The sequence below is a fragment of the Pseudomonas sp. TMW22091 genome (genome assembly GCF_022496705.1).
GTDB classification, from domain to species: Bacteria; Pseudomonadota; Gammaproteobacteria; order Pseudomonadales; family Pseudomonadaceae; genus Aquipseudomonas; species Aquipseudomonas saxonica.
Map to the genome: position 1 here is coordinate 163307 of NZ_SCFI01000006.1, position 12387 is coordinate 175693.

Below are 12387 nucleotides of genomic sequence, written 5' to 3' on the forward strand. Positions count from 1 at the left end.
CTGGAACCTGCTCCTTAGCTACATCAGGAACAGGCTGGTAACCGATCAACGTCGTGGAAGGAATTGCAGTGGATCTACAGGTTTACCCTGACGGCGAATCTCAAAGTGAAGTTTCACCCGGTCTGTACCAGTTGACCCCATTTCGGCAATTGTCTGTCCGACCTTGACCTGCTGCCCCTCCCGAACCAACAACCTGCGGTTATGACCGTAGGCACTGACGTAGGTGTCACTGTGTTTGATGATGACTAATTCGCCGTAGCCCCTCAATCCACTGCCGGCGTAAACAACTGACCCATCAGACGCAGCCAAAACAGGCTGTCCCAAATCTCCGGCGATATCAATACCTTTATTCAAACTACCGTTTGAAGAAAATTTACCGATCAAAATGCCATCAGAAGGCCATCCCCAGCCTTTGGGAGCAGGGCCTGCGGGTAATGGGGCTGGCGCCACAGTCGCTTTAGACGTGGTGGCCGGACGCTTGATTACGGTGGTTTTAGTACCTGCAGAGGAAGACACCACGGTGGTTGTAGTACCCCCGGAAGGCACGGTTCCGGCACGCCCATCGAAACGTATCGTCTGACCAGGGACAATCGTAAAGGGCGGATCAATCTTGTTCCGGGCGGCCAATGCTTTCCAGTCCCAGCCGTAACGGAAGGCAATCGAAAACAGCGTGTCGCCGCGTCGAACGACGTACTGCCCGGTCGTTACAGCAGGACGCTGAGCAACGCCATTGCGATCAACGACCCGTACGCCATTCTTCGGTGTGCTGGAGCACGCCGCCAACAAAAGCAGAGTCGCACTCAGGAGTAGACCGACCACCAGCCTCTGATAGCTTTTGATATCCATACGCTGCGCAATGACTGTGAGACTCACCCGCCGCTCCCTTTTAGATGGTGGTTAAATATTAGAGTGCCAGTACTGGCTTGGTTCAACCGCAAGTATAACTGGCTGTACAGCTTTGCTAAGAGCAAAGCCGTCCCATAAACAAGCGTTTATACGCACAAACACGCACTCAGCAGGGCCGGCCAATGGCCTTTATGACCTGCGGCCCGCCCTATAATTCACTAGGCTTGAATAAAGGCTAGGCCAACGGCCCATTGAGTAAGGGCACAAATCGGACATTGCCAATAACCCGCCGGGCGAAACCGTGCTCCTCGCGCACGATCAGCATCAACTGCTGAACCTCGCCAGCGCCTACCGGAATGACCAGCCTTCCACCCGGGGCCAACTGATCCAGCAAGGCCTGAGGAACATCGGTCGCCACAGCGGTCACGATAATGCCGTTGTAGGGAGCCAAAGCCGGCCAGCCTTCCCAGCCATCCCCCCAACGGAACACGACATTACGCAGGTTCAGTTCGAGCAGACGCTCTTTGGCACGATCCTGAAGCACCTTGATCCGCTCGACCGAAAAGATCCGCTCCACCAGCTGCGACAAGATTGCTGTTTGATAGCCTGAACCGGTGCCGATCTCCATGACCTTGTCCAGCGGCCCGTCCTCCAGTAGAAGCTCGCTCATGCGCGCCACCATGTAGGGTTGGGAGATGGTCTGGTTATTTCCAATCGGCAGCGCGGTGTCTTCGTAGGCACGATGCGCCAGTGCTTCATCGACAAACAGATGACGCGGTGTACGGCGAATGACCTCTAATACGTTGCGGTTGACAATACCCTCTTCCAGCAAGCGCTGAATCAGACGCTCACGGGTACGTTCCGAGGTCATGCCAATGCCTCTGTGCATCAGCCCATCTTGCTCACGCCCCTTCAACCCAAACCCTCCAACCAGCTGGCAAGGTTTTTGAAACCATCGCCAAACGTACGGTCCAGTTGCAGCGCAGTGATAGAAACATACCCCTGCATTACTGCATGGAAATCCGTGCCTTCACCGCCATCCTCGACATCCCCGGCCGCTGCAATCCAGTAGCCCGCTTTACCGCGAGGATCGACAACCCGTACCGGCGCGGATGCTCGGGCACGGTGGCCCAAGCGGGTGAGCTGGATACCGCGAATTTTCTCAAGGGGCAAATTAGGGATGTTGACGTTGAGAACCGTACGTGGCGGTAAATTCAGCGATGCATGGGCTTCTACCAACTTACGGGCGAAATGAGCCGCCGTTGGCAAGTTGTCGACCTGACGTGAAACCAACGAGAAGGCAAACGAAGGGAGATCGAGAAAACGCCCTTCTAGCGCTGCCGCTACAGTGCCTGAATACAGCACGTCGTCACCCAGATTGGCGCCCAGATTGATGCCCGACACCACCATATCCGGCTGCTGATTCAACAAGCCGTGAATACCCAGATGGACGCAATCGGTGGGGGTCCCGTTAATGCTGACAAAGCCATTACTCAGGGTCTGCGGGTGCAGCGGGCGATCAAGCGTCAATGAGCTGCTCGCACCGCTTTTGTCTTGATCAGGAGCAATTACCACGCACTCGCAATAATCTTCAAGCGCGCCATAAAGCGCAGCCAAGCCCGGAGCGGTGACCCCATCATCGTTAGAAATCAGAATACGCATAAGTTGTCCGTTTGACCCAAAGGCACCAGATCAACAAGTTCGCGCACCAGAACAGTGGCGAAGCATCCGGCCGGCAGAACAAATTCGAGTTGCAGAATGTCAGGCTCCGGATAATGCCACGTCAACCGCCCAATGGGCAGTCGCAAAATACGCCGCTCATGGCTCATGCCGGCACGCACCAGCCAGTCACGCAGGTCGGCTTCACGTGCGGCGACCGACTGCTCCAGCACATGGGTCGCGTGGGTGGTTGCAGACTCACCCTCGCCCCACAGAGGGCCGGTTGGATGAAGATCAAGAATCGCCAGTCGCGGATCGTTGCACTCGGCTTCGCCCGCAGGGAAGAAACTTCGACTGTCGGTAAAAGCCAGCAAGTCACCGACTTGAGCACGCTGCCAGGAGCCATCGGCTACCCGCGCAGCCAGCACCTGATTGAACAGGTAGCTGCGGGCCGTGGACAGCAGACGCGAACGGACATTGCGCTGCTCAGGCAACGCTTTGCGAGCGGCATAATCGCGTGCCTCGCCCACATTTCCGCCCTGCCAGCCAAAACGCTGGCTGCCAAAATAGTTCGGCACGCCTTGCCGGCTAATCAATTCCAGACGCTGCTGCAACGCCTCCTTGTCGGCATCCAGCTGCGTCAGACGCAAGGTAAAACCGTTGGCCGCATGGGCGCCACGCTGTAATTTACGTTTATGCCGGGAGGTTTTGAGTATCTTCAGCGTGTCATTTTCAGCGGCCGACAAGTCAGGATCAGCCTTGCCTGGCAGCTGTACGCTGAACCATTGACGCGTCAGTGCCTGGCGATCCTTGAGACCTGCATAGCTGACTGTGCGCAAGGGAACACCGGCCGCCTTGGCGATACGCCGTGCCGCTTCTTCGGTGTTCAGACCACGCTTTTCAACCCACAGCCACAGGTGCTCGCCGTCTCCGGACAACGGTATGTCCAGCACTTCATCTACCTGAAAATCTTCAGCCGTGGCTTTGAGCACTGCCGAGCCTAAAGGCTCGCCGTAAGCCAGCGGCCCCAGCAGATCAAACTCGTTCATGCGCGAACCAACAAAGCAATGGCGTGCACGGCAATACCTTCTTCACGCCCTACAAAGCCCAGCTTTTCAGTGGTAGTGGCTTTTACGTTTACCTGGTCCAAATCAACCTCTAGATCCGCGGCAATCAACGCACGCATGGTTTCGATATGCGGCGCCATTTTTGGCGCCTGAGCAATGATCGTGTTGTCGACATTGCCGACCTTCCAGCCCTTGGCATGGATAAGACTCACGACATGGCGCAACAGGACGCGACTGTCAGCGCCCTTGAATTGCGGGTCGGTGTCAGGGAAATGCTTGCCGATGTCGCCCAGTGCCGCAGCCCCCAGCAAAGCATCGCTGAGTGCATGCAACAGCACGTCGCCATCGGAGTGGGCCAACAGCCCGAATTTATGGGGGATTCGTACACCGCCCAAGGTTATAAAGTCGCCTTCAGCAAAACAGTGCACATCATAGCCGTGGCCAATACGCATAAAAAAACGCCCCGATTAAGTCAGGGCGTGATTCTACCTACTATTAAGCACTTAGTGCGCTTGCGTGGTGACGCAAGTGGTCGTCAATGAAACTGGCAATGAAAAAATAGCTGTGGTCATAGCCGGGTTGCAGACGCAAGGTCAGCGGATGATTGGCCAACTTTGCCGCTTGTTGAAGCGCTTCTGGCTTGAGTTGCACCGTCAAGAAGTCATCACGATCGCCCTGATCCACCAGCAGCGGCAGCTTTTCCTTGGCCTCGCTTATCAACACACTGGCATCCCACTCACGCCAGCGTGCACGCTCATCACCCAAATAGTGGGAAAAAGCCTTTTGCCCCCAAGGACAATCCATCGGGTTGCTGATCGGCGCAAAAGCCGACACCGATTGATAGCGCCCTGGATTACGCAATGCACACACCAAAGCACCATGCCCACCCATCGAATGGCCGCTGATGCCACGCTTTTGCGAGGCTGGAAAGTGAGCTTCAACCAATGCAGGCAACTCGTGCACCACATAATCGTGCATCTGGTAATGCTGGGCCCACGGCTGCTGTGTCGCGTTCAGGTAAAAACCGGCTCCCAGGCCAAAATCCCACGCGCCCTGGGGGTCATCCGGTACGCCTTCGCCACGAGGACTGGTGTCCGGCGCAACAATAATCAGCCCTAATTCAGCGGCCATTTTCATTGCACCGGCCTTGTGCATGAAGTTCTCGTCGGTGCAGGTCAGACCCGACAACCAATACAGCACAGGTAATGTTGCGCCCTGCTCCGCTTGCGGTGGCAAGTACACGGCAAACACCATGTCGCAACCCAACACCTCAGAGCGGTGCTTGTAACGCTTGTGCCAACCGCCAAAGCTTTTCTGGCAGGAAATATTTGTTAAGGGCATAAGAAGCAGCTCCACGTTTTAAGCTGCAAGCTTCAAGTTAAAAGCAGGCGGGGCTGTATCTCCCACTTGTCGCTTGAGGCTTGCAACTTTCAGCTATGGGTTAGAAGTGGATAACCGTGCGGATGCTTTTGCCTTCGTGCATCAGGTCGAAAGCCTTGTTGATGTCTTCCAGACCCATGGTGTGGGTGATGAACGTATCCAGCGGGATCTCGCCGCTCTGTGCCATGTCCACATAGCTTGGCAACTCGCTGCGACCACGTACGCCGCCAAATGCCGAACCACGCCAGACGCGACCGGTGACCAATTGGAATGGACGGGTCGAAATTTCTTGGCCAGCACCGGCAACGCCGATGATGACGGACTCGCCCCAGCCCTTGTGGCAGCACTCCAGTGCCGCACGCATAAGCTGCACATTGCCGATGCATTCGAAAGAGAAGTCGACGCCACCGTCTGTCATATCCACGATCACTTCCTGAATCGGACGATCAAAGTCTTTTGGATTGACGCAGTCGGTTGCGCCCAGCTGACGGGCAATTTCAAATTTGGCCGGGTTAATATCAATGGCGATGATCCGCGCCGCCTTGGCTTTGACCGCACCAATAACCGCTGACAGGCCAATGCCACCCAGACCGAAAATGGCCACGGTGTCACCCGGCTTGACCTTGGCCGTATTGAGGACTGCACCAATCCCGGTGGTCACGCCACACCCAAGCAGACACACCTTCTCAAGCGGCGCCTCTTTTTGAATCTTGGCCACAGAAATTTCTGGCACCACGGTGTACTCAGAGAATGTCGAGGTACCCATGTAGTGGAAAATAGGCTGACCTTTATAGGAGAAGCGCGTAGTGCCGTCAGGCATCAGGCCTTTGCCTTGAGTCGCACGAATGGCCTGACACAAGTTGGTCTTGCCAGACAGGCAAAATTTGCACTTGCCGCACTCAGGCGTGTAAAGCGGGATTACATGGTCACCGACCGCAACTGAGGTAACGCCCTCGCCAATGGCCTCAACGATAGCACCGCCTTCGTGGCCTAAAATCGAGGGGAAGATGCCTTCCGGGTCAGCGCCCGACAAGGTGTATGCGTCGGTATGACAGACACCGGAGGCAACAACCCGCAGCAGTACTTCACCCGCCTTGGGCATGGCAACATCAACTTCTACGATCTCAAGCGGTTTTTTGGCTTCGAACGCTACAGCAGCACGGGACTTGATCATCAATCGTCTCCAACAAAGTACAAACAAGACGGACAGTGTAGTTGAGCGCTGTTTGATGAATAATCCAGTTAAAAGCAAAACATTATTGCTACACAGGGACAATAAGCGTGAATGAAAACCGCTGGGAAGGTATTGATGAGTTTGTTGCGGTGGCTGAATGCGGCCAATTCACCGCAGCGGCCGAGCGACTTGGCGTTTCTTCATCCCATATCAGCCGCCAGGTGGCGCGCCTCGAAGAGCGTTTACAGACCCGATTGTTTTATCGCAGTACGCGACGGGTCACGCTGACGGAGGCAGGCCAAACTTTTTTGCAGCACTGTCAGCGTTTGCAAGACGGGCGCGAAGAGGCACTACGGGCTGTGGGCGACTTATCCAGCGAACCCAAAGGCATGTTGCGCATGACCTGCGCGGTGGCTTACGGGGAGCGCTTTATTGTGCCGTTGGTCACACGTTTTATGGGCATGTACCCCCAGCTACGGGTGGACATTGAGCTGACCAATCGCACGTTGGATCTGGTACATGAGAGTCTCGATCTCGCCATACGACTGGGTCGCTTGCAGGACTCCAGATTGGTGGCCACCCGCCTTGCGCCGAGACGGATGTACGTATGCGCGGCACCGTCCTATCTGGAGCATTACGGGAGGCCCCATAGCGTGTCGGAATTGAGCCGTCACAACTGCTTGATTGGCAGCTCCGATCAATGGCAATTGCAGCAAGATGGCCGCGAATTCTCACAGCGTGTACAGGGCAATTGGCGGTGTAACAGCGGGCAGGCGGTTCTGGATGCGGCGTTGCTCGGCGTAGGTCTTTGCCAGTTGCCAGACTATTACGTGCTGGAGCATTTAAAGACCGGGGCACTGGTGTCTTTACTGCAGACCCATCAACCGCCTAACACCGCAGTTTGGGCGCTGTATCCGCAACAGCGGCACTTGTCGCCCAAAGTCAGAAAACTGGTGGACTACTTAAAAGAAGGATTGGCCAAACGGGTGGAATACACAGACCTGTAGCAGCTGCCGAAGGCTGCGTCCGGCTGCGAAGCGGCCGTGAACTCAGATTGCGCGGAGTCTCAGGTAGGTTAGATTCTCAGGGTTTACGACTGCTTCGCAGCCGGACGCAGCCTTCGGCAGCTGCTACAAAGCGATCGCGAATTATAGGTCCGATCAGCGATTTACCCAACGCAACCGAAGCCATTCCAGGTCTTCGGGGCGGGTGACTTTGATGTTGTCCGAACGGCCTTCGATCAGGCGCGGGGCCAAACCTGCCCACTCCATTGCCGACGACTCATCCGTAATGTTCGCATCAGCCACCAAACTATCAGCCAAGGCTCGATGCAATGCACCCAGTCGGAACATCTGCGGTGTGTATGCCTGCCAGATCAAACTACGATCGATCGTCGCAACGGCACGCCCTTGTTTATCCACCTTTTTAAGGGTGTCCCGTGCAGGCACGGCTAACAAGCCACCTACAGGATCATCGGCTAACTCACCCAAGAGTTTGTCGAGGTCTTCGCGAGAAAGATTCGGCCGGGCCGCATCGTGAACCAATACCCAATCGTCATCGCACGCGCCGTGCGCATGTAAATGCAAAAGTGCATTGAGCACCGAGTCGGCACGTTCGCGCCCACCGTCAACCCGCACCACACGCGGGTCAGCAGCTGACGGCAAGGACGGCCAGAAGGGATCATCAGAAGCAATGCTGACCACCAGCCCTTTAAGGCCTGGATGATCGAGAAAACAGCCAAGGCTGTGTTCCAGAATAGTGCGCCCGCCCAATTGCAAATACTGCTTGGGACGGTCTGCAGCCATACGGGCACCGACGCCCGCGGCAGGAATCACGGCCCAAAAGGCCGGTGATGAAAAGCTCATTGGGCCAACTGGTAGAGGGTTTCGCCCTCCTTGACCATACCCAATTCATGGCGGGCTCGTTCTTCAACGGTCTCCATGCCTTTTTTCAATTCAAGCACTTCCGCATCCAGCACGCGGTTACGCTCCAGCAACACTTCATTTTCAGCATGCTGATCAGCGATTTGCTGTGTCAGGTCGGTAACCTGCGCCAAACTGCCATTTCCCACCCACAGACGATACTGTAGGCCAGCCAGCAGCAAGAGCAAGATGAGAAACAACCAATTGGGACTGCGCATCGAATATCAGGTATCCAGTGAAAAGACAGCCATGCCGAAAACGTAAACAACGAATAGTACAAAGCCTGGACGAACCAGGCTTGGTATACAGAAGCATCAGACTAGTGTCAAAAAACCGTACTTGGCGAATTTTCTGACACTATCTGAGGACTTTTTACCATCTACCGCTTAGCCGCGAAACTCGTTGCGACCGTTGTACTTGGCTTTCGCCCCCAACTGCTCTTCGATGCGCAGCAATTGGTTGTACTTGGAAACGCGATCAGAGCGGCACAGAGAGCCGGTTTTGATCTGCCCAGCCGACGTGCCCACGGCCAGATCGGCAATGGTGGAGTCTTCGGTTTCGCCCGAACGGTGGGAAATGACCGCCGTGTAACCCGCGGCCTTGGCCATCTGGATAGCTTCCAGTGTTTCGGTCAAGGTGCCGATCTGGTTGAACTTGATCAGAATCGAGTTGGCGATCTTTTTATCGATGCCCTCTTTCAGAATCTTGGTGTTGGTAACGAACAGGTCATCACCGACCAACTGAACCTTCTCACCAATTTTGTCGGTCAGGATTTTCCAGCCATCCCAGTCAGACTCGTCCAGACCGTCTTCAATAGAGATGATCGGGTAACGCTGAGTCAGACCTTTCAGGTATTCAGCAAAGCCTTCGGAATCGAACACTTGACCTTCGCCCGACAGGTTGTACTTGCCGTCTTCGTAGAATTCGCTGGCAGCGCAATCCAGCGCCAGCGTTACGTCTGTGCCCAGGGTGTAACCGGCATTGGCGATAGCTTCGGAGATTACTTTCAGCGCTTCTTCGTTCGACGCCAGGTCAGGCGCAAAACCACCTTCGTCGCCTACAGCAGTGTTCAGGCCACGGGCCTTGAGCACAGCTTTGAGGTGATGGAAGATTTCAGTGCCCATGCGCAGCGCGTCAGAGAAAGTCTTGGCACCGACTGGCTGCACCATGAACTCTTGAATGTCGACGTTGTTATCAGCGTGCTCGCCACCGTTGATGATGTTCATCATCGGCACAGGCATCGAGTAAACACCCGGCGTGCCGTTCAGGTTGGCAATGTGCGCGTACAGCGGCAGGTCCTGATCCTGAGCAGCAGCCTTGGCCGCAGCCAAAGAGACGGCGAGGATGGCATTGGCACCCAGGGAACCTTTGTTTTCAGTGCCGTCCAGCGCGATCATCGCGTGGTCCAGCGCTTTTTGATCAACCGGGTCTTTACCCAGCAGCAAATCACGAATAGGGCCGTTAATGTTGGCAACGGCTTTTAGAACGCCTTTGCCCAAGTAACGGCTCTTGTCGCCATCACGCAGTTCCAATGCTTCACGGGAACCGGTGGAAGCACCGGACGGCGCGCAAGCGCTGCCGATGATGCCGTTGTCGAGAAGCACGTCCGCTTCCACGGTGGGGTTACCACGGGAGTCGAGAACTTCACGACCTTTGATGTCGACGATCTTTGCCATTGTTGTAAATACTCCAAAGTTGACGAAAACACGCAGCTGAGGGAAATTTCGTTATCGGCGGCAAGGGGTAAATGACAGGCAACCTTGCGGACGATAAGGCTCGGGCCCTGAGGCCCGAGAAATCGTGCGGTACTTTACCGGAGAAACGGGGTTTACGCGGTTTCTATTGTCGGAAAACTCTTAACCAACTCATCCAGCGCTTTCAACTGGGCCAGGAAAGGCTCCAGTTTGTCCAGACGCAAGGCACAAGGGCCGTCGCATTTGGCGTTGTCTGGATCCGGGTGTGCCTCAAGGAACAGACCTGCAAGGCTCTGACTGATGCCAGCCTTGGCCAGATCGGTGACTTGAGCACGACGACCACCGGCCGAATCGGCGCGACCACCGGGCATTTGCAGCGCGTGGGTCACGTCGAAAAATACCGGGTATTCGAACTGCTTCATGATGCCGAAGCCCAGCATGTCGACTACAAGGTTGTTGTAGCCAAAGCTGGAACCACGTTCACAGAGGATCAACTGATCGTTGCCGGCTTCTTCGCATTTGCTCAGGATGTGTTTCATTTCCTGAGGTGCAAGGAACTGGGCTTTCTTGATGTTGATCACAGCACCGGTCTTGGCCATGGCCACGACCAGATCAGTCTGGCGCGACAGGAAAGCCGGCAACTGGATGATGTCGCAAACTTCCGCGACCACGGCTGCTTGCGCAGGCTCGTGGACGTCGGTGATCACAGGCACGCCAAAGGCGGCCTTGATGTCCTGGAAAATCCGCATGCCTTCTTCGAGGCCGGGGCCACGGTACGAGCTGACAGATGAGCGGTTGGCCTTGTCGAAACTGGCCTTGAATACATAAGGAATACCGAGCTTTTCGGTAACCCGCACGTACTCTTCACACACCTGCATGGCCATATCACGGCTTTCCAGCACGTTCATGCCACCGAACAAGACCATTGGCTTGTCGTTGGCAATTTCGATATTGCCTACACGGATAATCTTTTGCGCCATGCTGTTTATGCCTTCTTCTCGTGTTGCGCCAGTGCTGCTTTGACGAAACCTGTGAACAATGGATGGCCATCACGTGGCGTCGAGGTGAACTCCGGGTGGAACTGGCAAGCGACGAACCAAGGATGATCCGGTGCTTCAACCACTTCTACCAACGCGCCGTCGCCGGAACGACCCGTCACTTTCAGGCCCGCTTCCATCAACTGAGGCAGCAGGTTGTTGTTCACTTCGTAGCGGTGACGGTGACGTTCAACGATCACGTCTTTGGCATAGCAGTCGTGCACCTTGGAGCCGGGTGCCAACTGGCAGTCCTGCGCGCCCAGACGCATGGTGCCGCCCAGGTCCGAGGTTTCGGTACGGGTTTCGACTGCACCAGTGGCGTCTTCCCACTCGGTGATCAGACCCACTACCGGATGGCCGCTGTTGCGATCAAACTCGGTGGAGTTGGCGTCTTTCCAGCCCAGCACATTACGTGCGAACTCGATAACCGCTACCTGCATGCCCAGGCAGATACCCAGGTATGGCACCTTGTTTTCACGTGCATATTGAACCGCGGTGATCTTGCCTTCGACGCCGCGCAGACCGAAGCCGCCCGGAACCAGAATGGCATCACAGCCTTCAAGCAGTTCAGTGCCTTTGTTTTCGATGTCTTCGGAGTCGATATAACGCAGGTTGACCTTGGTACGGTTGGAAATACCGGCGTGGCTCATCGCTTCAATCAGCGATTTGTACGCGTCCAGCAGTTCCATGTACTTGCCTACCATCGCGATGGTGACTTCGTGCTCCGGGTTCAGCTTGGCGTCGACCACTTTGTCCCATTCGGACAGGTCAGCGCTGTTGCATTCCAGACCGAAACGCTCAACGACGAAATCATCCAGGCCCTGAGCGTGCAGCATGCCCGGGATCTTGTAGATGGTGTCGGCGTCTTCCAGCGAAATAACGGCGCGCTCTTCTACGTTGGTGAACAGCGCAATCTTGCGACGCGAGGACACATCAACGTGGTGATCGGAACGGCAGATCAGAACATCTGGCTGCAAGCCGATCGAACGCAGCTCTTTAACCGAGTGCTGTGTAGGTTTGGTTTTCGTTTCGCCTGCGGTGGCGATGTACGGAACCAGTGTCAGGTGCATCAGCATGGCGCGCTTGGCGCCCACTTCGATGCGCAACTGACGGATTGCTTCGAGGAACGGTTGCGACTCAATGTCACCCACAGTGCCGCCAATCTCAACCATCGCTACGTCGGCATCGCCGGCGCCCTTGATGATCCGACGTTTGATTTCGTCGGTGATGTGCGGAATTACCTGAATGGTTGCACCCAGGTAATCACCACGGCGCTCCTTGCGCAGAACGTGCTCGTAAACACGGCCCGTGGTGAAGTTGTTGTTCTGGGTCATCGTCGTGCGGATAAACCGCTCGTAGTGACCCAAGTCCAGGTCGGTTTCTGCGCCGTCGTGTGTGACGAACACTTCACCGTGCTGGAACGGGCTCATGGTGCCCGGATCAACGTTGATGTAGGGGTCCAGCTTCAGCATGGTGACCTTAAGTCCCCGCGCCTCCAGGATGGCTGCCAATGAAGCCGAGGCAATGCCTTTCCCCAATGAAGAAACAACACCGCCCGTGACGAAGATGTAGCGCGTCATGAAAAACCCTAGAAGTCTGCGTTAAAGC

The 12387-nt window shown here is 55.7% G+C and carries 13 protein-coding genes; 1 reads left to right on the forward strand and 12 read right to left on the reverse strand.

Annotated features, from left to right (window positions below; genetic code table 11):
• Window positions 1–45: 45 nt before the first annotated feature.
• From EQV93_RS13620 to EQV93_RS13650, 7 genes are all read right to left on the reverse strand, one after another.
• Window positions 46–873, reverse strand: coding sequence for a peptidoglycan DD-metalloendopeptidase family protein (locus EQV93_RS13620; RefSeq protein WP_122781872.1), 828 nt, complete (start codon window positions 871–873; stop codon window positions 46–48).
• A gap of 208 nt (window positions 874–1081) precedes the next feature.
• Window positions 1082–1717, reverse strand: coding sequence for a protein-L-isoaspartate(D-aspartate) O-methyltransferase (locus tag EQV93_RS13625; RefSeq protein WP_167654264.1), 636 nt, complete (start codon window positions 1715–1717; stop codon window positions 1082–1084).
• Window positions 1718–1758: 41 nt separating this feature from the next.
• Window positions 1759–2508, reverse strand: coding sequence for a 5'/3'-nucleotidase SurE (gene surE, locus EQV93_RS13630; protein WP_240891741.1), 750 nt, complete (start codon window positions 2506–2508; stop codon window positions 1759–1761).
• On the reverse strand, window positions 2496–3554 hold the full coding sequence (gene truD / locus EQV93_RS13635) for a tRNA pseudouridine(13) synthase TruD (RefSeq protein WP_122781869.1): 1059 nt from the start codon (window positions 3552–3554) through the stop codon (window positions 2496–2498). Before truD ends, surE begins: the two co-directional genes overlap by 13 nt.
• Window positions 3551–4024 carry a 2-C-methyl-D-erythritol 2,4-cyclodiphosphate synthase gene (ispF, locus tag EQV93_RS13640; protein WP_122781867.1) on the reverse strand — a complete coding sequence of 158 codons (474 nt, stop codon included), beginning with the start codon at window positions 4022–4024 and terminating at the stop codon, window positions 3551–3553. The genes truD and ispF overlap by 4 nt, the downstream gene beginning before the upstream one ends.
• 43 nt (window positions 4025–4067) lie before the next feature.
• The gene (gene fghA, locus EQV93_RS13645) at window positions 4068–4913 is read right to left on the reverse strand and encodes an S-formylglutathione hydrolase (protein ID WP_122781865.1); all 846 of its coding nucleotides are present in this window, start codon (window positions 4911–4913) and stop codon (window positions 4068–4070) included.
• Between the two features lie 100 nt (window positions 4914–5013).
• Window positions 5014–6126, reverse strand: a complete 1113-nt coding sequence (locus EQV93_RS13650) for an S-(hydroxymethyl)glutathione dehydrogenase/class III alcohol dehydrogenase (protein ID WP_122781864.1) — start codon at window positions 6124–6126, stop codon at window positions 5014–5016.
• 107 nt (window positions 6127–6233) lie between these two features.
• Here EQV93_RS13650 and EQV93_RS13655 point away from each other — a divergent pair, with 107 nt between their 5' ends.
• A complete protein-coding gene (locus tag EQV93_RS13655; protein ID WP_146385266.1) occupies window positions 6234–7133 on the forward strand; it encodes a LysR substrate-binding domain-containing protein in 900 nt (299 codons plus the stop codon).
• A 153-nt stretch (window positions 7134–7286) separates the two neighbouring features.
• On the opposite strand, the gene ispD is transcribed toward EQV93_RS13655, so the two are convergent.
• The 5 genes from ispD to EQV93_RS13680 all read right to left on the reverse strand — a co-directional run bounded on the left by ispD (window position 7287) and on the right by EQV93_RS13680 (window position 12359).
• On the reverse strand, window positions 7287–7991 hold the full coding sequence (gene ispD, locus EQV93_RS13660; protein ID WP_122781860.1) for a 2-C-methyl-D-erythritol 4-phosphate cytidylyltransferase: 705 nt from the start codon (window positions 7989–7991) through the stop codon (window positions 7287–7289).
• Entirely contained in the window at window positions 7988–8266 is a 279-nt protein-coding gene (ftsB, locus tag EQV93_RS13665) for a cell division protein FtsB (RefSeq protein ID WP_003440483.1), read from the reverse strand. Before ftsB ends, ispD begins: the two co-directional genes overlap by 4 nt.
• A 168-nt stretch (window positions 8267–8434) precedes the next feature.
• Window positions 8435–9724: a phosphopyruvate hydratase gene (eno, locus tag EQV93_RS13670; RefSeq protein WP_122781859.1), complete on the reverse strand. Its 1290-nt coding sequence runs from the start codon at window positions 9722–9724 to the stop codon at window positions 8435–8437.
• Between the two features lie 152 nt (window positions 9725–9876).
• Complete coding sequence (gene kdsA / locus EQV93_RS13675) at window positions 9877–10722, reverse strand: 3-deoxy-8-phosphooctulonate synthase (protein ID WP_122781857.1); 846 nt, start codon at window positions 10720–10722, stop codon at window positions 9877–9879.
• A 5-nt stretch (window positions 10723–10727) separates the two neighbouring features.
• Window positions 10728–12359 (reverse strand): CTP synthase, encoded by a 1632-nt coding sequence (locus EQV93_RS13680; protein ID WP_122781855.1) that lies wholly within the window; start codon window positions 12357–12359, stop codon window positions 10728–10730.
• Between the last annotated feature and the right edge of the window lie 28 nt (window positions 12360–12387).

Bases quoted from the DNA above. Each gene is read 5' to 3' on its own strand.
- EQV93_RS13625 (WP_167654264.1), bottom strand. From the start codon at position 1,717: ATGACCTCGGAACGTACCCGTGAGCGTCTGATTCAGCGCTTGCTGGAA.
- surE (WP_240891741.1), bottom strand. From the start codon at position 2,508: ATGCGTATTCTGATTTCTAACGATGATGGGGTCACCGCTCCGGGCTTG.
- truD (WP_122781869.1), bottom strand. From the start codon at position 3,554: ATGAACGAGTTTGATCTGCTGGGGCCGCTGGCTTACGGCGAGCCTTTA.
- ispF (WP_122781867.1), bottom strand. From the start codon at position 4,024: ATGCGTATTGGCCACGGCTATGATGTGCACTGTTTTGCTGAAGGCGAC.
- fghA (WP_122781865.1), bottom strand. From the start codon at position 4,913: ATGCCCTTAACAAATATTTCCTGCCAGAAAAGCTTTGGCGGTTGGCAC.
- EQV93_RS13650 (WP_122781864.1), bottom strand. From the start codon at position 6,126: ATGATCAAGTCCCGTGCTGCTGTAGCGTTCGAAGCCAAAAAACCGCTT.
- ispD (WP_122781860.1), bottom strand. From the start codon at position 7,991: ATGAGCTTTTCATCACCGGCCTTTTGGGCCGTGATTCCTGCCGCGGGC.
- ftsB (WP_003440483.1), bottom strand. From the start codon at position 8,266: ATGCGCAGTCCCAATTGGTTGTTTCTCATCTTGCTCTTGCTGCTGGCT.
- eno (WP_122781859.1), bottom strand. From the start codon at position 9,724: ATGGCAAAGATCGTCGACATCAAAGGTCGTGAAGTTCTCGACTCCCGT.
- kdsA (WP_122781857.1), bottom strand. From the start codon at position 10,722: ATGGCGCAAAAGATTATCCGTGTAGGCAATATCGAAATTGCCAACGAC.
- EQV93_RS13680 (WP_122781855.1), bottom strand. From the start codon at position 12,359: ATGACGCGCTACATCTTCGTCACGGGCGGTGTTGTTTCTTCATTGGGG.